The 25,803-nt window shown below is 69.8% G+C and carries 25 protein-coding genes and 1 pseudogene; 16 read left to right on the top strand and 10 right to left on the bottom strand.

Annotated elements, in window-relative coordinates:
* Positions 1 to 471: pseudogene (locus tag ACFWBW_RS28935) on the top strand (AMP-dependent synthetase); the annotation flags it as partial.
* 75 nt (positions 472 to 546) lie between these two features.
* Here the strand turns inward: ACFWBW_RS28935 and ACFWBW_RS28930 are convergent.
* Entirely contained in the window at positions 547 to 1,119 is a 573-nt protein-coding gene (locus ACFWBW_RS28930; protein ID WP_385378326.1) for a CGNR zinc finger domain-containing protein, read from the bottom strand.
* Positions 1,120 to 1,267: 148 nt separating this feature from the next.
* Between ACFWBW_RS28930 and ACFWBW_RS28925 the strand changes: the two genes are divergently transcribed.
* The 6 genes from ACFWBW_RS28925 to ACFWBW_RS28900 all read left to right on the top strand — a co-directional run bounded on the left by ACFWBW_RS28925 (position 1,268) and on the right by ACFWBW_RS28900 (position 5,856).
* Positions 1,268 to 1,723, top strand: coding sequence for a VOC family protein (locus ACFWBW_RS28925; protein ID WP_385378323.1), 456 nt, complete (start codon positions 1,268 to 1,270; stop codon positions 1,721 to 1,723).
* A gap of 141 nt (positions 1,724 to 1,864) precedes the next feature.
* Positions 1,865 to 2,791 (top strand): pyridoxamine 5'-phosphate oxidase family protein, encoded by a 927-nt coding sequence (locus tag ACFWBW_RS28920; protein ID WP_385378341.1) that lies wholly within the window; start codon positions 1,865 to 1,867, stop codon positions 2,789 to 2,791.
* A 67-nt stretch (positions 2,792 to 2,858) separates the two neighbouring features.
* A complete protein-coding gene (locus ACFWBW_RS28915) occupies positions 2,859 to 3,083 on the top strand; it encodes a ferredoxin (protein ID WP_385378320.1) in 225 nt (74 codons plus the stop codon).
* A gap of 35 nt (positions 3,084 to 3,118) precedes the next feature.
* A complete protein-coding gene (locus ACFWBW_RS28910) occupies positions 3,119 to 4,315 on the top strand; it encodes an NAD(P)/FAD-dependent oxidoreductase (RefSeq protein WP_385378317.1) in 1,197 nt (398 codons plus the stop codon).
* A gap of 561 nt (positions 4,316 to 4,876) precedes the next feature.
* Positions 4,877 to 5,452, top strand: a complete 576-nt coding sequence (locus ACFWBW_RS28905) for a replication/maintenance protein RepL (RefSeq protein WP_385378314.1) — start codon at positions 4,877 to 4,879, stop codon at positions 5,450 to 5,452.
* Positions 5,446 to 5,856: a hypothetical protein gene (locus ACFWBW_RS28900; protein WP_385378311.1), complete on the top strand. Its 411-nt coding sequence runs from the start codon at positions 5,446 to 5,448 to the stop codon at positions 5,854 to 5,856. The genes ACFWBW_RS28905 and ACFWBW_RS28900 overlap by 7 nt, the downstream gene beginning before the upstream one ends.
* A 766-nt stretch (positions 5,857 to 6,622) precedes the next feature.
* On the opposite strand, the gene ACFWBW_RS28895 is transcribed toward ACFWBW_RS28900, so the two are convergent.
* The gene (locus ACFWBW_RS28895) at positions 6,623 to 7,069 is read right to left on the bottom strand and encodes a hypothetical protein (protein ID WP_385378308.1); all 447 of its coding nucleotides are present in this window, start codon (positions 7,067 to 7,069) and stop codon (positions 6,623 to 6,625) included.
* A 512-nt stretch (positions 7,070 to 7,581) separates the two neighbouring features.
* On the opposite strand from ACFWBW_RS28895, the gene ACFWBW_RS28890 reads away from it, so the two are divergent.
* From ACFWBW_RS28890 to ACFWBW_RS28860, 7 genes are all read left to right on the top strand, one after another.
* The gene (locus ACFWBW_RS28890; protein ID WP_385378305.1) at positions 7,582 to 8,583 is read left to right on the top strand and encodes a tyrosine-type recombinase/integrase; all 1,002 of its coding nucleotides are present in this window, start codon (positions 7,582 to 7,584) and stop codon (positions 8,581 to 8,583) included.
* A 1,049-nt stretch (positions 8,584 to 9,632) separates the two neighbouring features.
* Complete coding sequence (locus ACFWBW_RS28885) at positions 9,633 to 10,037, top strand: hypothetical protein (RefSeq protein ID WP_385378302.1); 405 nt, start codon at positions 9,633 to 9,635, stop codon at positions 10,035 to 10,037.
* Positions 10,038 to 10,151: 114 nt separating this feature from the next.
* Positions 10,152 to 10,430: a hypothetical protein gene (locus tag ACFWBW_RS28880; protein WP_385378299.1), complete on the top strand. Its 279-nt coding sequence runs from the start codon at positions 10,152 to 10,154 to the stop codon at positions 10,428 to 10,430.
* 250 nt (positions 10,431 to 10,680) lie between these two features.
* Entirely contained in the window at positions 10,681 to 11,595 is a 915-nt protein-coding gene (locus ACFWBW_RS28875; protein WP_385378296.1) for an ABC transporter ATP-binding protein, read from the top strand.
* Positions 11,592 to 12,458 (top strand): hypothetical protein, encoded by an 867-nt coding sequence (locus ACFWBW_RS28870; RefSeq protein WP_385378293.1) that lies wholly within the window; start codon positions 11,592 to 11,594, stop codon positions 12,456 to 12,458. The genes ACFWBW_RS28875 and ACFWBW_RS28870 overlap by 4 nt, the downstream gene beginning before the upstream one ends.
* A gap of 86 nt (positions 12,459 to 12,544) precedes the next feature.
* Positions 12,545 to 13,243, top strand: a complete 699-nt coding sequence (locus tag ACFWBW_RS28865) for an ABC transporter ATP-binding protein (protein ID WP_385378338.1) — start codon at positions 12,545 to 12,547, stop codon at positions 13,241 to 13,243.
* Positions 13,240 to 15,423: a hypothetical protein gene (locus ACFWBW_RS28860; protein WP_385378290.1), complete on the top strand. Its 2,184-nt coding sequence runs from the start codon at positions 13,240 to 13,242 to the stop codon at positions 15,421 to 15,423. The genes ACFWBW_RS28865 and ACFWBW_RS28860 overlap by 4 nt, the downstream gene beginning before the upstream one ends.
* 137 nt (positions 15,424 to 15,560) lie before the next feature.
* On the opposite strand, the gene ACFWBW_RS28855 is transcribed toward ACFWBW_RS28860, so the two are convergent.
* Genes ACFWBW_RS28855 through ACFWBW_RS28845 form a run of 3 tightly spaced genes read right to left on the bottom strand, consistent with a single transcriptional unit; the run spans position 15,561 to position 18,000 of the window.
* Positions 15,561 to 16,346 carry an ABC transporter permease gene (locus tag ACFWBW_RS28855; RefSeq protein ID WP_385374174.1) on the bottom strand — a complete coding sequence of 262 codons (786 nt, stop codon included), beginning with the start codon at positions 16,344 to 16,346 and terminating at the stop codon, positions 15,561 to 15,563.
* A complete protein-coding gene (locus ACFWBW_RS28850) occupies positions 16,343 to 17,305 on the bottom strand; it encodes an ATP-binding cassette domain-containing protein (protein WP_385378288.1) in 963 nt (320 codons plus the stop codon). The genes ACFWBW_RS28855 and ACFWBW_RS28850 overlap by 4 nt, the downstream gene beginning before the upstream one ends.
* Positions 17,306 to 17,331: 26 nt before the next feature.
* The gene (locus ACFWBW_RS28845) at positions 17,332 to 18,000 is read right to left on the bottom strand and encodes a DUF4097 family beta strand repeat-containing protein (protein ID WP_385378285.1); all 669 of its coding nucleotides are present in this window, start codon (positions 17,998 to 18,000) and stop codon (positions 17,332 to 17,334) included.
* A gap of 222 nt (positions 18,001 to 18,222) precedes the next feature.
* On the opposite strand from ACFWBW_RS28845, the gene ACFWBW_RS28840 reads away from it, so the two are divergent.
* Together ACFWBW_RS28840 and ACFWBW_RS28835 are read left to right on the top strand one after the other, a co-directional pair.
* Positions 18,223 to 19,005 carry a helix-turn-helix domain-containing protein gene (locus ACFWBW_RS28840; RefSeq protein ID WP_385378282.1) on the top strand — a complete coding sequence of 261 codons (783 nt, stop codon included), beginning with the start codon at positions 18,223 to 18,225 and terminating at the stop codon, positions 19,003 to 19,005.
* A 95-nt stretch (positions 19,006 to 19,100) separates the two neighbouring features.
* Positions 19,101 to 19,673, top strand: coding sequence for a dihydrofolate reductase family protein (locus tag ACFWBW_RS28835; RefSeq protein WP_385378279.1), 573 nt, complete (start codon positions 19,101 to 19,103; stop codon positions 19,671 to 19,673).
* Between the two features lie 70 nt (positions 19,674 to 19,743).
* Here the strand turns inward: ACFWBW_RS28835 and aroA are convergent, their stop codons facing one another.
* Genes aroA through aroC form a run of 5 tightly spaced genes read right to left on the bottom strand, consistent with a single transcriptional unit; the run spans position 19,744 to position 25,772 of the window.
* Positions 19,744 to 21,036: a 3-phosphoshikimate 1-carboxyvinyltransferase gene (gene aroA / locus ACFWBW_RS28830; RefSeq protein ID WP_385378276.1), complete on the bottom strand. Its 1,293-nt coding sequence runs from the start codon at positions 21,034 to 21,036 to the stop codon at positions 19,744 to 19,746.
* Positions 21,033 to 23,165, bottom strand: coding sequence for a transketolase (gene tkt / locus ACFWBW_RS28825; RefSeq protein ID WP_385378273.1), 2,133 nt, complete (start codon positions 23,163 to 23,165; stop codon positions 21,033 to 21,035). The genes aroA and tkt overlap by 4 nt, the downstream gene beginning before the upstream one ends.
* The gene (locus tag ACFWBW_RS28820) at positions 23,162 to 23,500 is read right to left on the bottom strand and encodes a hypothetical protein (RefSeq protein WP_385378270.1); all 339 of its coding nucleotides are present in this window, start codon (positions 23,498 to 23,500) and stop codon (positions 23,162 to 23,164) included. Before ACFWBW_RS28820 ends, tkt begins: the two co-directional genes overlap by 4 nt.
* On the bottom strand, positions 23,497 to 24,588 hold the full coding sequence (aroB, locus tag ACFWBW_RS28815; protein WP_385378267.1) for a 3-dehydroquinate synthase: 1,092 nt from the start codon (positions 24,586 to 24,588) through the stop codon (positions 23,497 to 23,499). The genes ACFWBW_RS28820 and aroB overlap by 4 nt, the downstream gene beginning before the upstream one ends.
* Positions 24,585 to 25,772, bottom strand: a complete 1,188-nt coding sequence (aroC, locus tag ACFWBW_RS28810) for a chorismate synthase (RefSeq protein WP_385378265.1) — start codon at positions 25,770 to 25,772, stop codon at positions 24,585 to 24,587. Before aroC ends, aroB begins: the two co-directional genes overlap by 4 nt.
* Positions 25,773 to 25,803: the final 31 nt, after the last annotated feature.

The raw sequence follows: 25,803 nt of genomic DNA, 5'->3' as shown, positions 1-25,803 counted from the left end.
CGCGGCTACGTCGGTGACCCGGCCCGTACGGCGAAGGCGCTGGCCGGCGGCCACTACCACACGGGTGATCTCGCCGTCCGCGCCCCGGACGGCAGCCTCACCCACCTGGCCCGCTCCGACGACATGTTCAAGGCGTTCGACCACCGGATCTCCCCGCGCGAACTGGAAACGGTGTTGCTGCGCCACCCGGCGGTGGCCGATGCCGCGGTGGTCCCGGTTCCCGATCCGGTGGGCCTGTGGGCGCCCAAGGCGTACGTGGTCATCGCGCCGCAGCACCCGGCCGGGGATCGGAGCGCGCAGTGGATCCTCGACCTGGTGCGGGGGGAGCTGCCGCCCGAGAAGTGGGTGCGTGCCCTGGAGTTCGTCGATTCCCTGCCGCGGACGACCTCGGGCAAGGTCCGCCGCGCAGAGCTGCGGGACCGGGTGCCCGGCAGTGGCGGTACGGAGTACCGGATCGAGTCACAGCACTAGCGTCCCTCGGCACAAGGGCCCGGGGCCCGGGCTCGCACCCGGGGCCCGGGTCCTTGGCGTTCGTGTTTCCCGGCGTCAGCCGTGGTGGCGGCGCGCGTAGTGCCGGTTCGCCTTGGCACGGTTGCCGCAGCCGGACATGGAACACCAGCGGCGTGTGCCGTTCTTGGAGATGTCGTAGAAGCGCAGGACGCACTCCGGGTTCGCACAGGACCGGATGCGTTCGGGCCGGTCCTCGAGCAGCCGCAGGAAGTTCTCGGCGACCGTCCAGGCCACCAGCCAGGACGGTGCGTCCACCTCGACGGTGGTGCCGGGGCCTTCGGGCAGCAGCAGACGGCGGACGTGGCCGTGTGCCAGGACGGCGTTGAGCGGGCCGACCATGCCCTCGTCCCAGGGGACGGGGGCGTCGATGACGGCCCTGAGCGCACCCCGGACCTGCAGGAGTGCCTCCAGCGTCTCCAGGTCGGCCACGGCCGGCCGGTCGCCGAGCTCTTGGCGGACGAGCGGGCCGGCGAGCCAGATGCCCAGTCCTTCGACGGAATCCAGCAGGTCGTGCCAGCCCGCGCTGTCGATCCAACGGGTGTTGAGCAGGTCGATGGAGGGCGGTTCGCCGGTCAGTGGCCGGGGGTCCGGCTCCGGGGAGGGAAGCACAGGGCGGCTCCTTCCTTCTCTGTGGGGGGCCCAACACTAACCGGTCATCCCAAGATCAAGGGTTGACGATCTATAAAACTAACCATTAAAGTCTGGTTCAGCGGTTAAGAGAGTGTCTCGAAGCCCTGACCGAAAGCAGTGATCGACCATGAGCAAGGCAAAGACCCTGAAGACCGGGCACGTCGGCCTGAACGTCACCGACCTGGACCGCTCCCTGCCCTTCTACCGCGAGATCTTCGACTTCGAGGTGATGGCCGAGGGCAAGGACGAGGACCGCCGCTGGGCGTTCCTCGGCCGCGACGGCGCCATGCAGGTCGCCCTCTGGCAGCAGAGCGCGGGCGCGTTCGGCAAGGACCTGCCGGGCCTCCACCACCTCTCCTTCCAGGTGGAGACCATCGAAGAGGTCCGTGCCACCGAAGAGGTCCTGCGCGGCCTGGGCGCCGAGTTCAACTACGACGGCGTCGTCCCCCACGGTGAGAACGGCGCCTCCGGCGGCATCTTCTTCACCGACCCCGACGGCATCCGCCTGGAGATCTACGCGCCCACCGGCGCCGACCCGGCCGCCGCCCCCACCCCGGGCGCTCCCACCTGCGGCTTCTTCTAAACAAGAGCCGCCCGCAGCACCTCAAGGTGCGACCGGGGACAAGGGGCACCCCACGGGCCCACGGGCCCGCGGGCCCACGTCCCCGGTCGCGGCGGAACGAAAGGAACTGCCGTGGCAACCGGCTACCACCCCGGCGAAATCATGGTGCAGAGCCGCGCGGACCTCACCGGCCCGGCGACCTTCTCCCTCGGAGCCATCGGTGACACCGTCCCCGCCGTCGCGGCGGATTTCCTCGCCGAACAGCCGATGATCATCGTCGGCGGTACGGACCGCGCGGGCCGCGTCTGGGCCACCCAGCTGACCGGCGCCCCCGGGTTCCTGGCGGCGCCCGACCCCCGCACCCTGACCATCGACGCGCTCCCCCTGCCCGAGGACCCCCTCGCGGACCTCCTCGGCCCGGCCGGCGCACCCGCCGGGGCCGCCGACGCGGCACGGCCCGCGCGTCTGGGCATGATCGCCATCGAGCCGGCCACCCGGCGGCGCATGCGTCTCAACGGCAGAGCGCTCCCCGCTGCCGGCGGACTGCGCATCGCGCTCGACCAGGTCATCGCCAACTGCCCCAAGTACCTGCAGAAACGGGACTTCCGCATCCTGACGGCGGCCGAGGCCGACGCCCAGGCAGCGTCCCGCACGGTCACCTCCGGCACCGCGCTCAGCGCGGCCCAGCAGCAGACGGTGCGCGAGGCCGACACCTTCTTCGTCGCCACCGCCTCCGACACCGGCGACGCCGACGCGTCCCACCGCGGTGGGAACCCCGGTTTCGTCCAGGTCCTGTCCCCGACGCTGCTGCGTTGGCCCGACTACATCGGGAACGCGATGTTCCTGACGCTCGGCAACCTGGCCCTCAATCCGGCCGCCGGCATCATCTTCCCGAACTGGAGCACGGGCTCCGCCCTCTACGTCTCCGGCACCGCGCACACCGTATGGGACGCCGAGGAACGGTCCCTCGTCCCCGGAGCGCAGCGCCTCGTGGAGTTCTCGGTGACCGACGTACGGGAGATCTCCGCCGCCTCGACCCTGCGCTGGAGCGGCCCCGGATACTCCCGCTTCAACCCCCCGGTCAGCTGAACCCCCCACCGGGCCCCGATCCCCCGGACCGTCCTCCTCTCCCTCCCTCCCCCCAACGGAGCCAGCCATGCAGATCACCGTGGACATGAACCTCTGCGAGAGCCACGGGCAATGCGTCTTCGCGGCGCCCGAGGTCTTTTCCTTCGACGATGAGGACTACCTCGTCTACGACGCCGCCCCGAGCGACGCCCTGCTGGACAAGGCCGAGAAGGCCGCAGTGGTCTGTCCCGCCCGCGCCATCACCATCACGGCAGCTCCCGCGGCGGCCGGCGACGCTCTGGCGGGGCAGTGAGCACAAGCCTCACGAGCCCCCGCAGCATCGTGATCGTGGGAGCGTCCCTCGCCGGTCTGCGGGCGGCCGAAGCACTGCGCTCCCAAGGCTTCACCGGCCTGCTGACCATCGTCGGCGACGAACCGTACCTGCCGTACGACCGGCCCCCGCTGTCCAAGGACGTCCTGACAGCGCAGGACCCGGCGTCGCTCACCGCGCTGCCATTGCCCGACGGACTCGACGCCCGCTGGCAGCTCGGCCGGCCCGCCGTCCAGCTCAACCCGCGCACCCGTACGGTCACCCTCGCCGACGGCACGCAGCTCCCGTACGACGGGGTCGTCATCGCCACCGGCTCCGCCGCCCGCCCCTGGCCGGCCCGCCGGCCCCCGCTGCCCCGCGGGGTCATGACCCTGCGCGGCTGGCAGGACGCGGTCGCGCTGCGGGCCGAACTCGCCCCCGGGCGACGGCTCGCCGTGATCGGCGCCGGCTTCCTCGGCGGTGAGGTCGCAGCCGCCGCACGGGCCCGCGGCCTCGACGTCACCCTGATCGAAGCGGCCGCGCAGCCCCTCGAACGCGCCGTCGGAACGGTCGCGGGCGGCTTCGTCGCCACGATGCACCGCGAAGCGGGCATCGACCTGCGGACCCACACCACGGTCAGCGGTTTCCTCGCCACCGACGACGGCCGGATCACCGGCGTGCGCCTCTCCGACCACAGCGAACTGCCCGTGGGCGCGGCCGTCCTGGCCCTCGGTGCCGTACCCGCCACCGGCTGGCTCGCGGACTCCGGTCTCGCCCTCGAAGGCGGCGTGCACTGCGATCCGTACCTGCGGGCCCTGCTCCCCGACGGCACGGTCGTCCCCGGTGTCGTCGCGGCCGGTGACGTCGCACGAGTGCCGCACCCGCTGGCCGGCGGTGCACCGGTCACCCTCGGGCACTGGACCAACGCCGTGGAACAGGCGACCGCGGCCGCCCACAACCTGCTGCACCCTGACGAGCCCGCGCCGTTCGACTCCATCCCGTCCTTCTGGTCGGACCTGTACGGCGCCCGGATCCGCTCGGTCGGCCTGCCCGGACTCGCGGACGAGGCGAGGATCGCCGAGCACAACCTCGTCGGTGAGCCCCGCCTGGAGGTCAGCTACCACAAGGAGGGACAGCTGATCGGCGCCCTGACCATCGGCAGGACCCGCAGGCTGGCCGCCTACCAGCGCGAACTCCAGGCCCTCCGGGGCGCGGTACCCCACCTGGCGTCCTGACGCTCCGGGAAATGACGAAGCCCCCGCCGACCCGAGATCACCGGGGGCGGGGCTTCGTCGCGCAGGGGTCAACCCTGGAAGCCAAGACCCGTGTCAGGCTCAGCCACAGAAGGTGCGCCCGGTGCAACCCGCACTCGGTATCGGGCGTACGGGCGCTACTCCGCACCACAGACGGCATCAGCCACTGCTCTTATGGAAAAGAGGGCACTTCCGAAAACTCTGCTCTGACCTGCGAGTTCGTCAACCTCGATGTGTCAGCGCTGACACATCGACAGGCGGTGATGTGTCGCTGGGCAGCACAAACGACAGTATTTTGCCACATTGAAGTGGGAGAAAATCACGAACGCGCTGGTCAGTGACGGGAAAGCCCCCGGCGCCTACAAGGAGCGTGTCGACGCCAACACGCAAAAGTCATACCGCCCGAGAGAATTCATCCCAGTGGACTGAAACAACCCGCTAAGCCACGTGCCGTGCCGACTTCCCCCTTGAGTGAGGACGGAACCCACGCACATGGCGCGCCCCCAGCCCATCCGTCGAGCGTCCGACTTGCAGCTTCCGCTCGTGCCCGTCTCAGACACCGGCGAGGACTTCAGGGAGACGCTGACCGAGAGGTTCGCGGATCTCATCGGGAAGACGCCGGTGCGGGGCCGGCCGGTCCAGCAGGTGGATGTCAGCGTCCGGGTCACCCAGCGTGCCCCGCACGAGATGTACGGGACCGCAGGCTTCAGCGCCGTCAGCAACGAGTTCCTCAGCGAGGTCCTCGCCGCCCTCATCGCCCAACACGGCATGTCCCCCATCCAGTCCGCCGTGCTCGTCTGGTGCATCGGCAAGCAGAAGGAGGGCTGGGTCAAGGCGACGCACAAGCTGATCGCCGAGCGGCTCGGGGTCGAGCGGGCCAACGTCACCCGGGCCATCAGCCGCCTGGAAGAGTGGCACATGATCCAGAAGGTCCGCCCCGGGGTCCTCTTCGTGAATCCCCTGATCGGCTTCATGGGCAACGGGGATCGTCAGCAGGAGATTCTGGCTAAGCTGCGGCAAGGAACCCCAGAGGGCTCGTTTCCCCTGCTCAAGGCCCCACCCGCGCCACGAGGCAAGCAGTTGGAACTCGGTCAGGACCAGGAGGCGGCGGCATGCTGATTCAGGCGACCTTCGGGCACGGAATGCTCCACAAGCTGGAGCTCTCCCGCGGCGCCCAAGACCTTCTGAGCGCGCTGATCGACCTCCAGGAGCCGGGCGGTGAGGTCCGGATGTCCCAGCAGGAACTCGCGGCTCGTGTGGGCCTCAGCAAGAACGCCGCGTCGACCGCCATGGGCTCACTCGTCGACCGGCACCTCGTCCTGCGACCGGAACACAGCTACCGCACCTACATCCTGCATCCCTACATCGCGGGCTACGAGACCGTCGAGGCCCTTACGGCCGCTGTACGGGAAGCAGCCCGCAGCATCCAGAACGGCAAGCTCGGCGAACCGTCGGCTCCCCGCTACGAAACCGCGCCCCCCAAGCGGCAGCACCGAGGACTCCGCGCCGTCAGCAGCGCGTAGCCACGGCGGCGTGCGGGAGGGATCCTGCGCTGGGAGACGTACGACGCCCGTACAGGGGGCATGACCCAGATGCGCCAGAAACCCGCCACGGGGTGATCTTGAGGCCCAGGAGCTTCGTTACGGTGGGACATCCACCAGAGCGCTGACCCGGTTTTCGCACTCGCGATGGGCCTTGCGCTGGGCCGGGACCGCCGGAGCGGCGTCGAGCGGCCGGCAGCGGGCGAGGAGCCGTGGTGCACGGCCGGGACGGTGGTGACGCGGAGGGTGTAGCCCTGGCCGCGCCGAGTGGCGCCGCTGTCCATCAACCGATCCGATTCCGCACACCCCCGCGACATCCCCGGGGCCACATCAGCGGGATCATTTCGGGCGTCCAGGAGGGGCGTTCAGGAAGTCCCCGCGTGCGGGCCGGCTACCGCCCCGTATCTCCCGGTCGCCCCTCGTGGTTCAGATGCCGGGTGTGCTGGCCGCAGTCCGGGCTGGGGCCACTGGTAGGAGCGGATGAAGGTGAACGTCGTTTCACCCGGGTCGTAGGTCATCTGGTAGACGACGCGACCGTCCGCCCAGTCGTGCCGGGCCAGCACTGGCGGCCGGTGCGGTGGCCGGCTCGGGAGGGCGCGGCCGAGGATTTCGCCGTCGCAGCGGACGCGGCGCCCGCCCTCAGCGTCGGGCGGGTAGAGGACCACGCACGACGGCCCCCGGTTCCTCCCAGTGGAGAGGCCGGGGGCTTCGGGTGTTGCTCGGGTTTTTGACGAACAGGTGCCGGACTTTACGAGTTCACCACCAGCATTCGTACCAGCCCCGTCCCGTTGGGCATCGCTGTCAGTGCCTTTCCAATGATTGCACCGACTGCGCGAGTCCGGTCCGCTACTCGCATGGCGTAGCCCTCGGTGGGAGAGGTAGTCAGCAGGTCTCCAACGGTGATTGCGCCATATTCGGCATCAGCCTTCACGAAGACTTGTCCAGCCAATGCGACCGTAACGTGATGCGAGCCGTTGGTTTCCCCCTGCAGAATGCTGCCTGGCGTGAGTCCGCCAGCTCCGGACACCACGCCTGTTGCAGCCGTGTCGTATTCCTCACTGCACGGGGTGAAGAGACCATTCTCGCCGATCACGAGCACTGTTCCCGGCGCAGCATCCTCGCTTGCATCGAACGACTCAGCGTAGTCAGCGCCTCCGGGGTGAACCGCACCAGTCAGATAGATGTGATCCTTCACGTCGAGCCTGAACCCGATTTGCGCTCGCCCCGTGACGTCTAGCCACCCCTCGAAACGCCCGGCTGGATTCGCGCTGGCGGTCTTCCCAACGACGCCCGGCCCGTTGGTGCTGTAACCGAAAACGCCGGTCCCACCCCCCTTAGCCCAGCCAGTCACTCCAGCTGCGCCGTTCGCTTGCTGCTGGTGTGTCTCCCCGTAGACGGCCCTGTTCTCGTATAGCTGCGGCGAACGGACATGTAGCGCTGGATGATGCTGGGGGCTGGGCCCGGCGCGAGAGCCAGCGATACAGCGGTTGGCTGTAGAAGTCGGTTCCGGTTCGAGGTCGGCTTATCGGACTTCTGCCGCTTGACCGCCCGTTGGGGTGGTGCCGCAGTAAATGGGCGCGCGGGAGCCGGAGCGCGCTCCCACTCACGGACTCGGTCACTGGTTCGATCGTCACGTCCGTGTCCCGCCCTTCCGACTCTGCCGCAGTAAATGCGTCCGCCTCGCCCCGGCGGCCGGAATGACGGGTCGTGCCCCTGTCTGCCCCGCCCGCTTCGTACATCGCGGCGGTCGAGCGGTACCTCACCGGCGCAGGCATCGCGAAGCCCTCCGCACGGATCTACCGGATCTCTCTGACGACGTGGGGATGGATGCTGGCCGGCGAACCGGCGCCGACCGGCCCGGCCCGCCGTGGCGGGAAGCCGCCCGCCTTCCCCGTCGCCGCGATCGACGACCCGACACTGCCGGAGGTGCTGGCCGAACTGGCGGCGGCGCGGGCGGACGAGATGGACGCCGACACCGTCAACCGTGAACTGTCCATCGTGCGCAAGGCGATCGGCTGGTGGCAGCGCCAAGGCTGGATTGAAGGCGATCCGACGCTGGGCATCGAGCGGCGTCCGGCATCGCCTGACCGGACCAAGGCCCTGGCACAGAACCAGATCGCCGCCCTCTGGCGCCTGGACGTCGCCCTGCGGGAGAAAACGCAGTGGAAGATGCTCTACGAGTCCGCCGCACGGGCCGACGAAGTGCTGTGCCTGAACGTCGAAGACCTGTACTCGCAGGACAAGCGCGGCAGGATCACCGCCAAGGGCGGGGCGACCGAGTGGATTCACTGGCAGTCCGGCACCGCACAGCTCCTGCCCCGCCTCGTCGCCGGTCGCACCCGCGGCCCGCTGTTCCTCACCGACCGCAAGGCCCCGGCCGGAATGCCGACGTTGGACGTGTGTCCGGAGACCGGCCGGGCCCGGCTCTCCTACCGCCGCGCCGGGGAGATCTTCGAGGAGAACACCCGGCTGCTCGCCAACCCCCTCGCCTCACCCGAGGACATCGAGGACCTGGACGGGTGGACGCTCCACCGGCTCCGCCACAGCGCGCTCACACACGACGCCGAGGACGGCACCTCCACCCCGATGCTGCTGGCCCGCTCCCGCCACGCCTCCGTCCGCTCCCTGGAGCGATACGCCCGCCCCGGAGTCGACTCCGTCGCCCGACACGTCGCCGAACGCGACCCCGCCGCACGCCGCCGCACATGACCCTCGCCGTTTGCGGCTGGTGACAGCGTTCTTACCGGCACCCCAATAGACCAGATCCTCGGCTGCGCGGCATCCCTCGTGTGGCACGATCACGGGCTGACCTGGGCTGTTACATCTATATCGATGTCGGCTACCCGGCCTGATCAGTCTGCTGATCGTCCCGTCCGCTGCCCCGACGGGCTCGAACCCTGGCCACGGCAAGGCTTCTATCCCGGAGCGGGAAGCCGCGTCAACGAGCGGCGATTGTGCGCGCGCAGGTCACCACGAGGGCCACAGTCATCCCGGCTGCCGTTAGCGGCGCAGTCAGTACAGGGTGCGGCCCGCCGGGCCGGCGGACGTTGGTCAGCCCCGACATGGCCTGCACGGCCCCGAACCGATCCGGTCGCAATCAAGCCGGTGGATGCGGGTTCCGCCGCACAGGGGAGGGTTCAGGTCACCCGAGTACCGTTTTTCGCCATTCTGTGCGATGTCCTGGCATGAATATTGACCATCGGGCCCGCAAAAAAGCTGTTTCTGTTTCAACCGGATCTGGTTCGAATCACTGATCCCGGCCGTCGGGTCTGGAGTAACTGCCGGATCATTTTGCGACAGGCTGGCTGGTAGTGGCGGCAGCATGGGCTGTCTGGGGTGACCAGGCTCGGCAGGTATGCACCTGAGTGAGTGTCAGCTCACGTAAGGCAAAGGGCTCCCTGGCGTGTCGCCCTGACTTCCTCACTGTGCTCGTCGATTGATCAGACGCAGAGCTGCGGGATACGTTCCCTGAGCACGCCCCGGCCAGACCAACCAGGTCGGTATACCCGCATGGCTTGGCTGGATATGAATGGCCAATGTGATTATTTTGTGGGTAACTTGCATACGACTCGGCGGAGTTTGAAGCGCCGAGGTTCGTCATGCTCTCCTGACCCGAGGGCTCGACGAGAACTGAGTAATCGGGGGAAAGAAGCTCGGGGGAGCCGTCGGTTTCCACGCCTGTTCAGTTTGCCCTCAAGGGCTTCTTCCCCCTTGCGACGACGCAAGGGAAAACGCGAATGAATCGTAATACGCTGCGCATGGCTGCGGTTTCGGCCGTGGCCGCCATCGCTCTCGGCGGTACTGCCGGCTTGGCCCAGGCCTCAGAGGGCCGCACGGCCGCACCTCAGATCGTCTCGACGACTCAGCAGGCGGGGGTCCAGCAGACCGCCCGTGCTCTGCTGGAAGCTCCGGGGGCGGCAAGCCTCACGCAGGCCGAGCGGACCGAGGTGACAAAGGTCGCCAACGGTGAGGTGGGAGTCGCAAACAGGTGGAAGGCCATCAAGGCTGCCCTCAGCAAGATCGGCGGCTTCAGCAAGGCCATCGGCGGCAAGTTCAGCGACTTCAAGAAGTGGTGGGACGGCCTGAAGTGGTGGCAGAAGCTCCCGGTCACCGCCATCTCGCCCACCCTGACGGCCATAGAGATCTGGAACGCTCTGCACTGATGACCGCAAGCAGGTCAGTAGTACCGCGTTCTGACTGACTGACAGGGGCTGGGTCCGCCCGGGAGCACCCAGCCCCTGCCGGTAACCTGAGGAATGAGCATGGGAGCGCCTTCGATGACGGATACAAAGGATGTGCAGAAAGCGGCTACGGAGGGCACGTGGTCTTTGCCTCTTCTCCTGCTCGCGCCAGTGGCGGCACTGAGAATCTTCACCGATCTCTCCGCGCCATGGTTCGCCATTTCCTGGGGTCTGGTCGCCCTGGCAGTGATTCTCATGGCAGCCGGATGGGTCACGGTGTACCGCAATGGAACGCGGGGGCGCGCAGCATGGGGAGCGTGCCTGCTTGTGCACGCTGTGCTCGTCTGGCAGCTGATCGCCCTCGTGCGGGAGTAGACCGGGCCGCACATTCGGCAGAGACCCATTCCGCTGAAGCAGCCAAGGAAAGGTAATCGGGGGAAGAGGCCTGTGGGGGACCCTTCGGTTTCCACGCCTGTTCAGGTCACCTTAAAGGCTTCCTCCCCCTTGCGATAACGCAAGAAGAGCGTACATGAACCGAAGCCACATGAGTATGGCGCCCGTTACGGCTAGCCCATCCGCCGACCATCGGTCAGGCCTGGGCCGGCTCCTGAAGGAAGCACACAGAGTGGACGAGGGCGACACGCTCGTTGAGGCACAAGGCCTCGGCCGGTCATTTGGCCCCAAACGAATCCTGAGTGACGTCTCGCTCGTCCTGCGCGCCGGTGAGGTGACTGGCTTCGTCGGAGCCAACGGGGCGGGGAAGACCACCACGATTCAGTTGATGCTGGGGCTCCTGCGGGGTGAAGGACGCACCCTCTTCCTCGGCAGACCGCTGCTTGAGTGGGGTGCTCCGGGCTCTGTCGTGGGCGCAGTACTGGGTGGCGTGGCCGGGCATCCGCGCCATCGCGTACGTGCGCATCTGCGTATGGTGGCGGCCGGATCCGCTGCCCCGGATGAACGCGTTGACGAGCTGTTGGAGACGGTGGGGCTCGGCAGTGCGGCCAAGCTGCGGCTGTCCGAGCTGTCGCTCGGTATGGCCCAGCGGGTGGGCATCGCACAGGCGCTCCTGGGCGACCCTCCCGTGCTGATGCTCGATGAGCCTGCGAACGGGCTCGATCCCCATTCCCTCCACTGGTTGCGGAACTTCCTGCGCGCTCAGGCGGCGCAGGGCAGGGCGGTACTGGTGTCCAGCCATCTCCTGGGCGAGATGGAGCAGCTGGCCGATCGCGTGGTGGTGCTCACCCGCGGCCGGGTCGTGGCCACGGCAACGATGCAGGAAGTGCTGGAGCATGCGGCCGGTCGGCGTGCAGCAACCGTCCAGGCACCGGACCTGCAGGTGTTGGCCACGGTGATTGCGGCCCACGGCGGGAGCCTCGAACCTACTGGGGGACAGGGCGCCACCATCACCGGACTGGATCGCGTACAGATCGGCGAGCTCGCTTTGAAGGCTGGGGTACCCCTGTACTGGCTCCACGAGGAGAAGCCTTCGCTGGAGGACTTCTACCTTGAAGTCGCGGAAGAGGAGTTCAAGATCTCGTGACACCAGCCACGGTCAAGACCCTTACGCCCGTTACACCCGCCCACACGTTTTCCAGGGCCTGCCGGTACGAATGGCGGCACCTGACCGCCCTGCGTTCGACCTGGATCCTGCTCGGCGTTGTTGCCCTGCTCAGTTTGCTGACGGGCCTCACCATCCTTCTGGACCTTGACGGACAGAGTGCTGCAAGCCCTGCGGTAGCGGCGGACTCGATCACCTGGGCACCACTGTCCACCCAGATCCCGGCGCTGGGCTTCTTCATGCTCATCTTTGGCACGGGTCCGGTCTCGAACGATCTGATCACCGGCGCAGCGAGGACGACCTGGCTGGCCGTGAACGGGCGCCGAACCGCCTACGCGGCGAAATGCGCGGTTGGCTTCACCGTCGGATCCGCTGTGGCAGCCATCAGCGTGCTGCTGGGGGCGCTCTCCTACGCGGCGACCCTGGCCGTTTCCGGTGCTTCGCAACCGGTCTGGACCCAAGTCGTGGCGCCGGCCGCACGGTTTGTCGCCTGGATGGGGTGCTGGGCACTGCTGTGCATGGCTCTGAGCGCCCTGCTGCGCAGCCGGATCGTCCCCGTTCTCCTCCTGGTCCTGTGGCCGCTGATCGGTGAACGAATTGCCGGCAAATTGCTCGAGTACCTGCCGGGCCTGGACGGTGTGGGGAACTGGCTGCCCTTCGCTGCCGGCCGGGCGATGCTCACCGACGCCTCCGCCTACTCCGGCGACGACCGGTCCTTCGTGCGGGCACTGGTCGGTTCCCACCTGTCCCCCTCTGAAGCGACCGTGGTCTTCTGCCTGTACACGGCGGCCATCACCTTGGCAGGGATGTGGGCCTACTGCCGCAGGGGCCCAAAAGCAGGCTGATGAAACTGCGCAGATGACAGAGGTAGGGGGGCGTGCACCTGGTCGAGGTGATCACCGGTCCGCCGCCAGTTCCGTGCCGTGCTGCCTTGGAGTCACGCGTGCCCCATCCTGCTGCTTCGCCTGTCCTTCACCTCGACGATGTCACCTACTCCGTCGCCGACCGGACCTTGCTGTCCGGCGCCGGCCTGACCGTGCATTCCGGCCAGTCCGTCGCTGTGATGGGGGCTTCAGGGAGCGGGAAGTCCACCCTGCTGACGTGCATCCTGGGCCTGATACGTCCTACCTCCGGCCACATCACCGTCGCTGGACAGGACATCACCACGCTCTCGCCCAAAGCCTTGACCGCACACCGCCGCCGGCACATGGGCATGGTCTTCCAGTTCGGTGAACTCCTGCCCGAGCTCACGCCTGTCGAGAACGTGACGCTGGCTGCGCTGCTGGCCGGTGAAGCGGCTGACAGCGCCAACTCCCGAGCCCAGAGCCTCCTGGCCGATCTCGGTGTCCCCACCACCACAGCCACCCACGCCCTGTCCGGAGGGGAGCGACAGCGCGTGGCCGTGGCCCGCGCTCTGATCAACAAGCCCAGCCTGGTGTTGGCCGACGAACCCACCGGTGCACTGGACCAAGAGCAACGCGAGGCGGTGGCCGACCTCCTGTATGCCACTCCACGCGCCCACGGCTGCGCCCTGATCGTCGTCACTCACGACGCGGGGGTTGCCGCCCGTGCCGATGTCCAGCTCCGCCTCACCGGCGGGCAGCTGGTGCAGAACCAGGGAACCCGATGAGCAACGTCATGCTGCGACGTCAGCTGGTCCGTATGGGACGGGCCTCGGCCAAGGCTGCCGAAGCGGGCCGCATCCGCTTCTTCGCACTCGTGGCGGCCACGGCTGTCGCCACCCTGGCCGTGGCCGGTTTCGTACTCGCTTCCGCCTCGTTCGACGGGCGCGCCGAGCGCAGCATGGCTCGCTGGGGGCAGATCGTTGAGCCCACGTCGACCGAGGAAGCGAAGCTCCTGTGGTTCCCCACGATCACGTCAGCAGAAGACCGCCAGTACGACGTGGTGTACCTCGAGCCACTGGTCGATGACGCGCCGCTTCCACCGGGCCTTGCGCAGTGGCCCGAGCCGGGTGAGGTGTTCGTCTCCCCAGCGCTGAAGAACGCCGGTCACGGCGAGGCGGACAAGTTCGGAGATGTTGCGGGCACGATCTCGGCCGAAGGGCTTGAAGCGCCGGGCGAATACTTCGCCTATGTGCGGCCCTCTGCGGACCTGCTGGATGCCAAAGCCATGATCAAAGTATCCGGCTTCGGAGGCGAGCAGCAGGAGCTGCCACCGCTGGGTGAGCATTCGTACAACCTCAGTCCAGACCAGTTCTTTTGGGCCTATGCGACGCTGGTGGGGCTGCCCGCCGCGCTCTTCGTGGTGATTGCCGCCAGGGTGGGAGCCGCCGCCCGGGACAGGCGTACTGCCGTGCTGGCTGCCCTGGGCGCCTCGCCGGGCGCACGCCGCTGGTTCACTGTGGGAGAAGCGGCCCTGCCGGTGGCGCTCGGCACTCTTGTGGCGGCGGTGGCGATCGCACCGGTGCTGGCGGTCGATGTCCCGATGCCGCTGGTGGAATTTGTGCTCTTCGCCCCTGACACACGCGCGGCCGCAGTACAACTGGCAGCAGTCGTGACGGGTGTGCCGCTGGCGGTGCTGGCGGTCCTGCTGTTCTTGCAGCCCCCCTACAAGACGGGCGGGTCGACCCGCCCGGTCTCCGGGAGGCGGCGTCGGGAGTGGATGCTGTGGCTGTTCCCTGTGGCGCTCTTCGTCACTGTCCGCTGTAACGATCTGGCGCCGCTCGACCTGCGGCTGCCGGTTCTGGCGGCTGGGTCGGTGGTCACTCTCGCGCTGCTGCCCGGCGTCGTCGGTGTCATCGTGGCTGCGGCCGGACCGGCCATGGCCAAGGTGGGAGCCGGCCGCGGAAGCGCTGGGTTGCTGGTTGCCGGACGCCGCTTGGCCGGCGGGAGCCGCTCGGTGACGCGTTTGGTTGCCGCTCTGGTCATCGCGATCGGACTGGCCGCTCAAGGCCAGGTGGCCATCAGCCTCTTCACCGAGACGAGCCAGAGGGCTGAAACGCCGGCGAAGCATCTGGGCACCAGCGTCCTTCAGGTTTCGCCGAGCATACCGACGCCCCCGTCCGCCTCCAGGATGGCGGCGTTCCAACGACATCTGGACACCGACATCAGCATGCTGACGATGTGGTCCCTGCCGGAGCAAGGCCGGGTTGATGTAGTTGCCGAGTGCCCGGTGTGGCAGCGGATCAACGTCGCATGTACCTCTTCTCCTACGGAGATCCAGACCGTGGGGCACAGCGGCCTCGCGCGGACGATGGCTCTGCAGCGCACGTCGGGCACGCGAATCTTCGCCCGCGCAGGACAGGCGGAGAAGCCCGTGCAAGGAGCCAGCGGGCCGAGGTATCTCGTACTGGCAAGCGACGGGGGGCAGCTCTCACCAGCACGGATAGAGCAGGCCGCCAACGCCGAATTGGCGATGGCCACGCAGGTGAAGGTCTTTGGCGTGAATGGTATGGGCGTCGCCGGAGAAGCACTCGTGGCCGAACGGTGGCTGGCACTGTTGTCGTTGATCGGTGTGTCGGTGGTCGCGATCGTGGCCTGCATAGGGGCAATGGCACAGTTCGTGCGGTCCGGAAGGGAGCTGGGCCCCGTCTCGGTGCTGGCCGGCAACCAGCGGGTGTACTACTCGATCGCCGCATGGTCATTGCTGGGACCGGCCATGATCGCGGTGGTGGCCGCAGTCCTCGTGTCGTGGTTCATCACATCCCCACTTCCGGCCAGCGGCGCGAACAGACTGGCAGCGCTGACAACGGTGGGAGGCGCAGGACTGGTGTGCACGGTGCTCATGGCGTGGTGGGGAGCACGGGCGGCGGCTTCGGCCGCAGCTGCCTGGAAGCCATCAGCCGAGTGACCTCGGGCATTAGCCCGTCCGTGCCCCGGGCCCCGGACACCCACATCCGAACGAGGCGGCGCACTCCGACGTGTTGTCGGGGTACGCCGCCTCGGGGCGGAGCGGGGTGCGGGAGGGAGCCTGTGCTGCCTCGGCCTCTACTTCGGGTCACTGTTGAACTTTGCGGCGGACCAGAAGTAGCCGAGGACCGCGAGGCCCAGGCACCAGGCGACGGCGAGCCATCCGTTGTGGCCGATCTCGGTGCCGAGGAGCAGCCCGCGCAGGGTTTCGATGGCCGGGGTGAAGGGCTGGTACTCGGCGATGGGCTGGAACCAGCCCGGCATCCCCTCCACCGGCACGAAGGCGCTGGAGAGCAGGGGCAGCAGGATCATCGGGAGCGCGTTGTTGCTGGCTGCCTCGGCGTTCGGGCTGATCAACCCCATCCCGACCGCGATCCAGGTGAACGCCAGGGCGAACAGAACCAGGAGCCCGAACGCGGCAAGCCACTCCAGCGCCGTCGCATCCGTGGAACGGAACCCGATGGCCACACCGACGGCCCCCACCAGGACCACACTCGCGATCGACTGCAGCACGCTGCTGACGACGTGCCCGATGAGCACCGCACCACGATGGATGGCCATCGTGCGGAACCGGGCGATGATCCCCTCGGTCATATCGTTCGACACCGACACCGCAGTACCGATCGTGGTCGATCCGATCGTCATCAGCAGCAGGCCCGGCACGAGGTAGGCGATGTAGTCGGAGCGGTCGCCGCCGCCGATGCCCGCGCTCATCACATCTCCGAAGATGTAGACGAACAACAGCAACAGCATGATCGGCGTCAGCAGCAGATTCAGCGTCAGAGACGGATAGCGGCGGGCATGGAGCAGGTTGCGGCGCAGCATCGTCGACGAATCACGGACGGCAAGGGCGAGGGAACTCATCGGACGTTCTCCTTGGACTGGCTGGGGCGCGGGTCGGTGCCCGTCAGGGCGAAGAACACGTCATCAAGGTCGGGCGTGTGCACGGTCAGCTCGTCCGCCTCGATACCGGCCGAGTCCAGCCGGCCGAGGAGGGAACGCAGCTCGCGCTGGCTGCCGTCGCCGGGGACCCGAAGCGTGAGGGATTCGTTGTCCCGGGCGGCCTCGCGGAGGGTGGCGGCGGCGAACTGGTACGCGGACGGGGCGGAGAACCGCAGTCGTACGTGGCCTCCGGGGATCAGCCGCTTCAGTTCTTCCGCGGTGCCCTGGGCGGCTATCTTGCCGTCGTTGAGCACCGCGATCCGGTCGGCGAGCTCGTCCGCCTCCTCCAGGTACTGGGTGGTGAGGAAGACCGTGACGCCACCGGAGACCAGCTCGCGGATGATCTGCCACATGTTGTGGCGGGAGCGGGGGTCGAGGCCGGTGGTCGGCTCGTCGAGGAAGATGATCCGCGGGTTGCCGACCAGCGTCATGGCGATGTCGAGGCGGCGCTTCATGCCGCCGGAGTAGGTGGAGGCGGGCTTCTGCGCCGCCTCGGTGAGGTCGAAACGCTCCAGCAACTCGGCGGCCACTCGCCGCCCCTCGCCCTTCGACAGGTGGTGCAGGTCGGCCATGAGGAGCATGTTCTCCTCACCGGTGATCAGCCCGTCGACGGCGGAGAACTGCCCGGTGACCCCGATCGCACCACGCACAGCCTGCGGGTTGGCAGCCAGGTCGTGGCCGCCGACCCGGATCTCGCCGGAGGCGGGATCCGGGGAGACGAGGGTGGAGAGGATCTTGACGGCTGTGGTCTTGCCCGCGCCGTTCGGGCCGAGCAGGGCGAAGACCGTTCCTTCGGGGACTGCCAGGTCGATGCCGTCGAGGACGGTCTTGTCGCCGTAGGACTTGCGCAGATCGTTCGCCGTGATGGCCCAGGTGGTCATGAGCGGTGCTCCTTCGTGAAGGGATGTCAGAGGCTGCGGGCGGTGACGTCGCCGTAGGCGGTGGTCGCGTGGATGGCGAGGCCGGCCGCGGCGCCTTCGGTGTTGCTGAGGGAGTTGTTGATCCGGCCGAGGGCGGTGCCGGCGTCGAGGGTGGCGCTGACCCCGCGGCCGGCGCCGACCGAGATGTCGCCGTACTCGGTGTGCAGTTCGACCGTGCCGCGCAGGGCTTCGACGATGCTCAGGTCGCCCTTCTGGGTGCTGATCCGGGCGGAGCCGGCCAGGCGGCCGACCGAGACGTCGCCGGCCGCGAGGGTCAGGTGGGCGCTCGCGGCCTCATCGAGCTTGACCGAGCCCTGCGCGGCCTCGAAGACGACGTCACCGAGGCGTCCGACGCCCCGGAGTTCGGCGCCGGCCGCCTTCGCCTCGACGTGGGAGCCGGCGGGCAGCTGGACGGTCACCTCGATGGAACCAGAGGCGCCCAGGAGCTGGTTCTTGGCCGGGGCCGCGATGCGCAGGACCCCGTCGGCGTACTCGACCAGGGTCTGCTCGGCCGCCTTGACGTCGCGGCCCTTCGAGGCATCTGCGGGGCGGACCTCGACCGCGGTGTCCGCGCGGTCCGCGGCGATGAAGCGGACGGTGCCGGCGGGGATGTCCAGAACGGCGGAGATCGGGGCGGTGGTGGCGAACTTCTGCATGATTCTCTCCTGCGACTCGTTGTTTCCGATGAAGGAAAAGCTACGTTGCTTTCCAACTCTCGGCAAGAAGTTCGTTGCGATGAATCTTTAAAATCGCAGGTCAGAGGCATGTAATCGTTGCGAAAGCCTGGAGATGAATGCAACGACAGCCACTCAGGACGTTGCAATGAGGTGGAAGTGAACGCTATACTGGAGGCACGACGACCCACGAAGGAGACCGCGATGCCGGGAGGCAGGCTCACCCAGCAGGAACGCCAGCAGATCGCCATGGGGGTGGCCGACGGCCTCGCCTACGCGGAGATCGCCAGACAGCTGGACCGGCCGACCTCGACCATCACGCGCGAGGTCATGCGCAACGGCGGCCCCGGCGCCTATCGCGCCGACCTGGCCCACCGCGCCACCGAAGCCCGCGCGCACCGGCGCAAGAACACCACGCCCCGCGGACCGCAGGCGGCCCCGCAGGCCTACGGACGGGACGCCGAGGCCGTACGCGCCTACGAGGAGGTGTTCACCACCGTCATGATGGCTTCGGGCATGCCCGGCATGACGGCCCGGGTGATGACCTGCCTCACCCTCACCGACACGGGCAGTCTCACCGCGTCGGAACTCGTCCAGCGCCTCCAGGTCAGCCCGGCGTCCGTGTCGAAGTCGATCACGTTCCTGGAGGAGCAGGGCCTCGTACGCCGGGAACGCGAGGAAGGCCGCCGCGAGCGCTACGTCGTCGACGACGACATCTGGTACCAGTCGATGATGGCCAGCGCCCGCTCCGCCGCCCAGATAGTGGAGACGGCACGGCAGGGCGTCGCCGTCCTCGGCGCCGACACCCCGGCCGGCACCCGCATGGAGAACATCGCCCGCTTCCTCGACTTCGTCTCCGAGAGCATCGCCCGCGCCGCGGAACAGGCGCGCGCGATCCTCCACACGAAGCTGGAGGCGCCCTCGGACACCTCCGCCGAAAGAAATGCCGCAGGGACCGATGAGTTTCCCGAAGAGCCCCGGTCTTAGATCATGAAGGGCATGCCGCGGCAGCCACGCACATGGTCGCGGGGCGTGCCGAACGGACCGCCGAGAGCCGGCCACGAGATTCCGAGGAACCCCAGATGCGCAAGATCATCAGCTCCGCCTTCGTCTCCCTCGACGGTGTCGTGGAGGCCCCCGGCGGCGAGCCCGGGTACCGGAACTCCGGTTGGACCTTCAAGGACGTCGAGTTCCTGCCCGAGGCGTTCGAGATCAAGGGCCGGGAGCAGAAGGAAGCCGGCGCGATGCTGCTGGGCCGGACCAGCTACGAGGCGTTCAGCCCGGTGTGGCCCGGCATGGAGGACTTCGCCGACTACAAGGTGATGCCGAAGTACGTCGTCTCCACCACCCTCACCGAGGGCGACCTGGTGTCGGACTGGGGCGACACGACGATCCTGCGCACCCTCGACGAGGTCGCCGCGCTCAAGGAGACCGAGGGCGGCCCGATCATCATGCACGGCAGCGCCGCCCTGAACCGGGCGCTCTCCGACGCCGGCCTGATCGACCGTTACCACCTGCTCGTCTTCCCGCTCCTGCTCGGTGCGGGCAAGCGCCTCTTCAGCGCCACCGACAAGGACGCGCAGAAGCTGAAGCTCGTCGAGCACGCGGCGTACGACAACGGCCTGCAGCTGAACGTCTTCGACGTCGTCCGCTGACGGGACTGACACACCCGCACCCGCGCGAACACGGAGCGGCGCCCCGTCAGGGGGCGCCGCTCCGCGCGTTTCAGCCGAAGGTGCCGAAGAGCCGGCGCAGTTCCTCGTGGAAGCCGGGGAAGGTCTTGGCCACGCAGGCCGGGTCGTCGAGGGTGATGCCGGCGGCGCGCAGGCCCAGTACCGAGAAGGACATCGCGATGCGGTGGTCGCGGTGGCAGTCGACGGTCGCCGGGGTCGGCGTGCCCGGGTGGACGGTGATGCGGTCCGGGCCCTCCTCCACCCGGATGTCCAGCGCGCGGAGATTCTCCGCGACGGTGGCGATCCGGTCGGACTCCTTCAGTCGGGCGTGCGCGATGCCCGTGATGGTGATCGGGGCGTCCGCGAGCGGGGCGATCGCGGCCATCGTCATGAAGGTGTCCGAGATATCGCCCATGTCGACGGTGAATCCGCCGCGCAGCGGGCCCGTGCCCGTGACTTCCGTCCACTCCGCGGTGCTTGTGACCTGCGCCCCCGCGCGCCGCAGCACCTCCACGAACGCGGTGTCGCCCTGGAGGCTGCCGGTGCCCAGCGCCTGCACCCGTACGGTGCGCCCCGTGACGGCCGCCGCCGCGAAGAAGTACGAGGCGGTCGAGGCGTCCGGCTCGATGTCGAGGTCCGTGGGCCGGTAGCCGCCCGGGTGGACCGTGATCGCGCTGCCCTCCTCCTCGACCCGGGCGCCGAAGTGCCGCATCAGGGACAGGGTCATGTCCACGTACGGACGGCTGACCAGCCGGGGCACGTCCACCGTGAGCGGTCCGCCCATCAGCGGGGCGGCCATCAGCAGCCCGGAGAGGTACTGGCTGCTGAGCCCGGAATCCAGCTCGATGCGGCCGCCGGCCAGCCCCCGCGCGGCGAGCGTGAAGGGCAGGCCCGTGCCGTGCACCTTCGCCCCGAGCCCGGTGAGCGCCTCCAGCAGCGGCAGCAGCGGGCGCGCCCGCAACTGGTCGGAGCCGTCGAAGGCGATCTCCCCGTGCCCGGTGGCCGCGAAGGGCGGCAGGAAGCGCGCCGCGGTCCCGGCGTCGGCGCACCAGACCCGGCCGGGGCCGGTCGGTCCGGCGCCGCGCCCGGTGACCTCCCAGACCTCGCCGGAGCCGTCGCCGTAGCCGGAGCCGTCTCCGTACCCGTAGCCGCTGTCGCCGATGTCGCGCACTCCGGTGCCCAGGTCCGTCAGCGCGGCCCGGAAGGCGAGGGTGTCGTCACTGACCAGGGGCGCGGCCAGGCGGCTGCGGCCGGGGGCGGCGGCCGCGAGGAGCAGCGCCCGGTTGGTGATGCTCTTGGAGCCGGGTATCCGGGCCTCCAGTACGGGAGTTGTCACGGCGGTCATCGTACGGAGCCCCTGCGCTGGGCGCGCTCGAAGCTCGCGCGGGCGGCCGCGGCGACCTTCGGCGCGGTCAGGCCGTGGAGTTCGTACAGGGACTGGTACGGGGCCGAGGCACCGAAGGAGTCGATGCCCAGCGAGGTGCCGGCCGCGCCGACCAGGGCGTACCAGCCGAGGCTGGAGCCCGCCTCGACGGAGACGCGGGCGGCCACCTCGGCGGGGAGCACCTCCTCCCGGTACTCCTCCTCCTGTGCCTGGAACCACTCCAGGCAGGGCATGGACACGACGCGGGTGGCGAGGCCCCCGTCCTGGAGGATGCGGCGGGCGTCGAGGGCGATGGGCACCTCGCTGCCGGTGGCGATGAGGATGGCCTCGGGGCGTCCGCCCTCGGCCTCGGCCAGGACGTACCCGCCGCGCGCGGCGCCCTCGGCGGGGGACAGCCCGCTCTCCTCGGTGCGCTCCAGCACAGGCAGGTTCTGCCGGGACAGGCACAGGCCCGCCGGGCGGTCGGCGTTCTCGAGGATGGTGCGCCAGGCGACGACGGTCTCGTTGGCGTCGGCCGGCCGGACCACGTCCAGGCCGGGGATGGCGCGCAGCGACCAGAGGTGCTCGATGGGCTGGTGGGTGGGGCCGTCCTCGCCGAGCCCGATGGAGTCGTGGGTCCAGACGTAGGTGACGGGCAGCTTCATCATGGCGGCGAGGCGCACGGCGGGGCGCATGTAGTCGGAGAAGACGAGGAAGGTGCCGCCGTAGGGACGGGTCCCGCCGTGCAAGGCGATGCCGTTGAGGATGGCGCCCATGGCGTGCTCGCGGATGCCGAAGTGCAGGGTCCGCCCGTACCGGTGGCCGGAGTACGCCTCGGTCGCCAGCTCCTCCGGGATGAAGGAGGGTTCGCCCTTCATGGTGGTGAGGTTGGACTCGGCGAGGTCCGCGGAGCCGCCCCACAGCTCGGGCAGTACGCCGGCCAGCGCGTTCAGCACCTCGCCGGACGCCTTGCGGGTGGCCATCTCGCCGCCCCCGGAGAACACCGGCAGGCTCTCCTGCCAGCCCTCGGGCAGCCGGCGCTCGGAGAGCCGGTCGAAGAGCTCGGCGCGCCCGGGGTTCAGGGCGCGCCAGTCGGCAAGGGTCTTGTCCCACTGGCGGTGCGCCTCGGCGCCGCGGTCGGCGACCCGGCGGGCGTGGGCCAGGACTTCGGCGGGGACCTGGAAGGAGAGCGCGGGGTCGAGGCCCATCGCCGCCTTGGCGGCCGCGGCCTCCTCGGCGCCGAGGGCCGATCCGTGGATGCCGCCGGTGTTCCGCTTCTTGGGCGCGGGCCAGCCGATGATCGTGCGCAGCGATACGAGCGAGGGCCGGTCGGTGGTCTCGCGGGCGGTGGTCAGCGCCTGGTGCAGGGCCGCCACGTCCTCGACGTAATCGCCCGTGGCGGTCCAGTCGACCTCCTGCACGTGCCAGCCGTACGCCCGGTAGCGGGCGAGGGTGTCCTCGGAGTGCGCGATCTGCCGGTCGTCCTCGATGGAGATGCGGTTCTCGTCGTAGAGGACGACGAGGTTGCCCAGGCGCTGGTGTCCGGCGAGCGAGCTGGCCTCGTGTGCGACGCCCTCCTCCAGGTCGCCTTCGGAGGCGATGGCCCACACGGTGTGGTCGAAGGGGGAGGTGCCGGGGGCGGCCTCCGGGTCGAACAGGCCGCGCTCCCGGCGGGCCGCCATGGCCATGCCGACCGCGTTGGCGAGGCCCTGGCCGAGAGGGCCGGTGGTGGTCTCCACGCCGGGGGTGTGCCCGTACTCGGGGTGCGCGGGGGTCAGACTGCCCTCGGTGCGCAGGCCCTTGAGGTCCTCGAGGGTGAGCCCGTAGCCCGACAGGTAGAGCTGCGTGTACAGGGTCAGGCTGGCGTGGCCGCAGGACAGGACGAAGCGGTCGCGGCCGGCCCAGCGCGGGTCCTGGGGGTCGTGCCGCAGCAGCCGCTGGAAGAGCAGGTAGGCGGCCGGCGCGAGGCTCATGGCGGTGCCGGGATGCCCGTGTCCGGCCGCCTCGACCGCGTCCACGGTCAGTGCGCGGGCGACCTCGACGGCCCGGCGGTCGGCGTCCCCCCAGAGCAGGGCGGACGCGGGGCCCTGCGGGGCGGTGGCGGCGGTCATGACGGGCCTTCCTGTTCGGGGGATTCGAGTACGGGTACGAGTGCTCTGGCCGGTGCGGGCACCCAGGAGCGCAAGGGTGCGCCGGCCCGGGCGGGGACCGCGGCGCCCAGCAGGACCGGGACCGCGACGGCGTTCCCGGCCCGGGCGGGGAACGGCGCCCGGGCACGGGCCGGGAAGGCCGCGGCGGCACGGGCCGGGACCACCCCCCGGCCACGGGCCGCCGCGGGCGGCGGGAGCGGGGCCGGAAGGGGCACCCGAGCAGCGGCCACATCCGTGTCGGCGTGGGCGCGGCGGATCGCGCGGGCGCGGGCGTAGCGGACTCCGGGCCGGGTCACCGGGCGAGCCGTTCGTAGGCGGCGGCGAGGAGCGCCTCGTCCGGGCCGGTCAGCAGGGCGGGGTGGCCGATGGCATCGAGGACGACCAGGCGCAGCCGGCTGCCCCGGGTCTTCTTGTCGATGCCCATCGCGTCGCGCAGCGGACCCCAGGCTCCGCCGTGGGTGGTGGGCAGCCCGGCGGCGGTGAGGAGGGCGCGGTGGTGCTCGGTGTCGGCGGCGGACAGCCGGCCGTCGAGCCGGGCGAGTTCGGCGGCGAAGACCATGCCGGCGGCCACGGCGTGGCCGTGGCGGACCCGGTAGCCGGAGACCCGCTCGATGGCGTGGCCCAGGGTGTGGCCGTAGTTGAGGTGCTCGCGGCGGCCGTCCTCGCGGAAGTCCTCGGTGACGACCTCCGCCTTGACGCGGATGGCGCGCTCCACGAGCTCACGGGTGTGGCGGGCGCCGGCCGGGTCCTCCCCGACCAGGCGCAGTATCTCCGGGTCGGCGATGAACCCGGCCTTGATGACCTCGGCGAGGCCGCTGACGTAGTCGGCGCGCGGCAAGGTGTCCAGCAGGTCCAGGTCGCACAGCACCCCGGCGGGCGGGTGGAAGGCGCCGACGAGGTTCTTGCCCTGGGGCAGGTTGACGGCGGTCTTCCCGCCGATGGCGGCGTCGACCATGCCGAGCAGGGTGGTCGGCACCAGGACGAGGCGTACGCCGCGCAGCCAGCCGGCGGCGGCGAACCCGGCGAGGTCGGTGGTGGCGCCGCCGCCGACGGCCACGACGGCGTCGGAGCGGGTGAACCCGGCGTCCGCGAGGGCCCGCCACAGGCCCACCACCACGGTCATGTCCTTGGCGGCTTCTCCCTCGGGCACTTCGAGGGAGACCACGATGCGTCCCTCGTGGTTGAGCTCCCGGGCGATCCGCCGGGCCGTGCCCAGCAGCGGGCGGGAGTACACGATCGCCACCCGCAGCGGTTCGGAGCCGAGGACGCGCCCGGTCTCGCCGGTCAGCCCGTGGCCCACGACGGCTTCGTACGGCCGGTCCCCGCCGACCGGGATCCGGGTGCTCACCGCCGGCGCCGGCGTGTCCAGCGTCGGGGCGCTCATCGGACGGCCAGGTTCTCGAGGTAGCCCCGGTGGTTGCGGGCGGTCTCGGCGAGGGAGTCCCCGCCGAACTTCTCCAGCGCGGCGTGCGCGAGGACCAGCGCCGTCATCGCCTCGGCCACGACGGCCGCGGCGGGCACCGCGCAGACGTCGGAGCGCTGGTGGTGGGCGACGGCCGGCTCGCCGGTGGCGACGTCGATGGTGGCCAGGGCGCGCGGCACGGTGGCGATGGGCTTCATCGCGGCGCGTACCCGCAGCGGTTCGCCGGTGGTCATGCCGCCCTCGACCCCGCCGGAGCGGGCGGTGCGGCGGCGGACGGCGCCCTGCCCGTCCCGCTCGATCTCGTCGTGGGCGAGGGAGCCGGGGACCTTGGCGAGGCCGAAGCCGTCGCCGAACTCGACGCCCTTGATGGCCTGGATGCCCATGAGGGCGGCGGCGAGCCGGGAGTCGATGCGCCGGTCGCCGTGGACGTAGCTGCCCAGGCCCGGCGGAAGTCCGTACGCGAGCACCTCGACGACTCCGCCGAGGGTGTCGCCGTTCTCGTGGGCCCGGTCGACCTCGGCGACCATCGCGGCGGAGGCCTCCGGGTCCAGGCAGCGCACCGGGTCGGCGTCGACGCGTTCGGTGTCCTCCGGCCCGGGCACCACGCCCTCCGGGGCGACGGCCGCGCCGAGCGAGACGACGTGGCTGACGATGGTGATCCCGTACGCCTGCTGGAGGAAGGCGCGGGCGACCTCTCCGACGGCGACGCGGGCGGCGGTCTCGCGGGCGCTGGCCCGCTCCAGGACCGGCCGGGCGTCGTCGAATCCGTACTTCTGCATCCCGGCGAGGTCGGCGTGGCCGGGGCGGGGGCGGGAGAGCGGGGCGTTGCGCGCCCGGCCGGCCAGCACCTCCGGGTCCACGCCGTCGGCGGCCATCACCGTCTGCCACTTGGGCCATTCGGTGTTGGCGACCTGGATCGACACCGGTCCGCCCTGGGTGAGGCCGTGGCGGACGCCGCCGAGGAAGGTCACCTCGTCCCGCTCGAAGACCATCCGGGCACCCCTGCCGTGGCCGAGGCGGCGTCGGGCGAGGGAGTCGGCGACCGCCTTGGTGGAGATCTCCACCCCGGCGGGCAGGCCTTCGAGGACGGCGGTGAGTGCGGGGCCGTGCGATTCGCCCGCGGTGAGCCATCGCAAAGTGCTCAAGGGTCATCCTCTGTCGTGCGGCGTGGTGGGC

This window comes from Streptomyces sp. NPDC059957 (genome assembly GCF_042730015.1).
Classification (GTDB): Bacteria; Actinomycetota; Actinomycetes; order Streptomycetales; family Streptomycetaceae; genus Streptomyces.
The sequence above is the reverse complement of the archived record's forward strand: the minus strand, read 5'-3'. Positions and strand labels throughout refer to the sequence as shown.

Bases quoted from the DNA above. Each gene is read 5' to 3' on its own strand.
- ACFWBW_RS28925 (WP_385378323.1), top strand. From the start codon at position 1,268: ATGAGCAAGGCAAAGACCCTGAAGACCGGGCACGTCGGCCTGAACGTC.
- ACFWBW_RS28920 (WP_385378341.1), top strand. From the start codon at position 1,865: ATGGTGCAGAGCCGCGCGGACCTCACCGGCCCGGCGACCTTCTCCCTC.
- ACFWBW_RS28915 (WP_385378320.1), top strand. From the start codon at position 2,859: ATGCAGATCACCGTGGACATGAACCTCTGCGAGAGCCACGGGCAATGC.
- ACFWBW_RS28900 (WP_385378311.1), top strand. From the start codon at position 5,446: ATGCTGATTCAGGCGACCTTCGGGCACGGAATGCTCCACAAGCTGGAG.
- ACFWBW_RS28885 (WP_385378302.1), top strand. From the start codon at position 9,633: ATGGCTGCGGTTTCGGCCGTGGCCGCCATCGCTCTCGGCGGTACTGCC.
- ACFWBW_RS28880 (WP_385378299.1), top strand. From the start codon at position 10,152: ATGACGGATACAAAGGATGTGCAGAAAGCGGCTACGGAGGGCACGTGG.
- ACFWBW_RS28860 (WP_385378290.1), top strand. From the start codon at position 13,240: ATGAGCAACGTCATGCTGCGACGTCAGCTGGTCCGTATGGGACGGGCC.
- ACFWBW_RS28855 (WP_385374174.1), bottom strand. From the start codon at position 16,346: ATGAGTTCCCTCGCCCTTGCCGTCCGTGATTCGTCGACGATGCTGCGC.
- ACFWBW_RS28850 (WP_385378288.1), bottom strand. From the start codon at position 17,305: ATGACCACCTGGGCCATCACGGCGAACGATCTGCGCAAGTCCTACGGC.
- ACFWBW_RS28845 (WP_385378285.1), bottom strand. From the start codon at position 18,000: ATGCAGAAGTTCGCCACCACCGCCCCGATCTCCGCCGTTCTGGACATC.
- ACFWBW_RS28840 (WP_385378282.1), top strand. From the start codon at position 18,223: ATGCCGGGAGGCAGGCTCACCCAGCAGGAACGCCAGCAGATCGCCATG.
- ACFWBW_RS28835 (WP_385378279.1), top strand. From the start codon at position 19,101: ATGCGCAAGATCATCAGCTCCGCCTTCGTCTCCCTCGACGGTGTCGTG.
- aroA (WP_385378276.1), bottom strand. From the start codon at position 21,036: ATGACCGCCGTGACAACTCCCGTACTGGAGGCCCGGATACCCGGCTCC.
- tkt (WP_385378273.1), bottom strand. From the start codon at position 23,165: ATGACCGCCGCCACCGCCCCGCAGGGCCCCGCGTCCGCCCTGCTCTGG.
- aroB (WP_385378267.1), bottom strand. From the start codon at position 24,588: ATGAGCGCCCCGACGCTGGACACGCCGGCGCCGGCGGTGAGCACCCGG.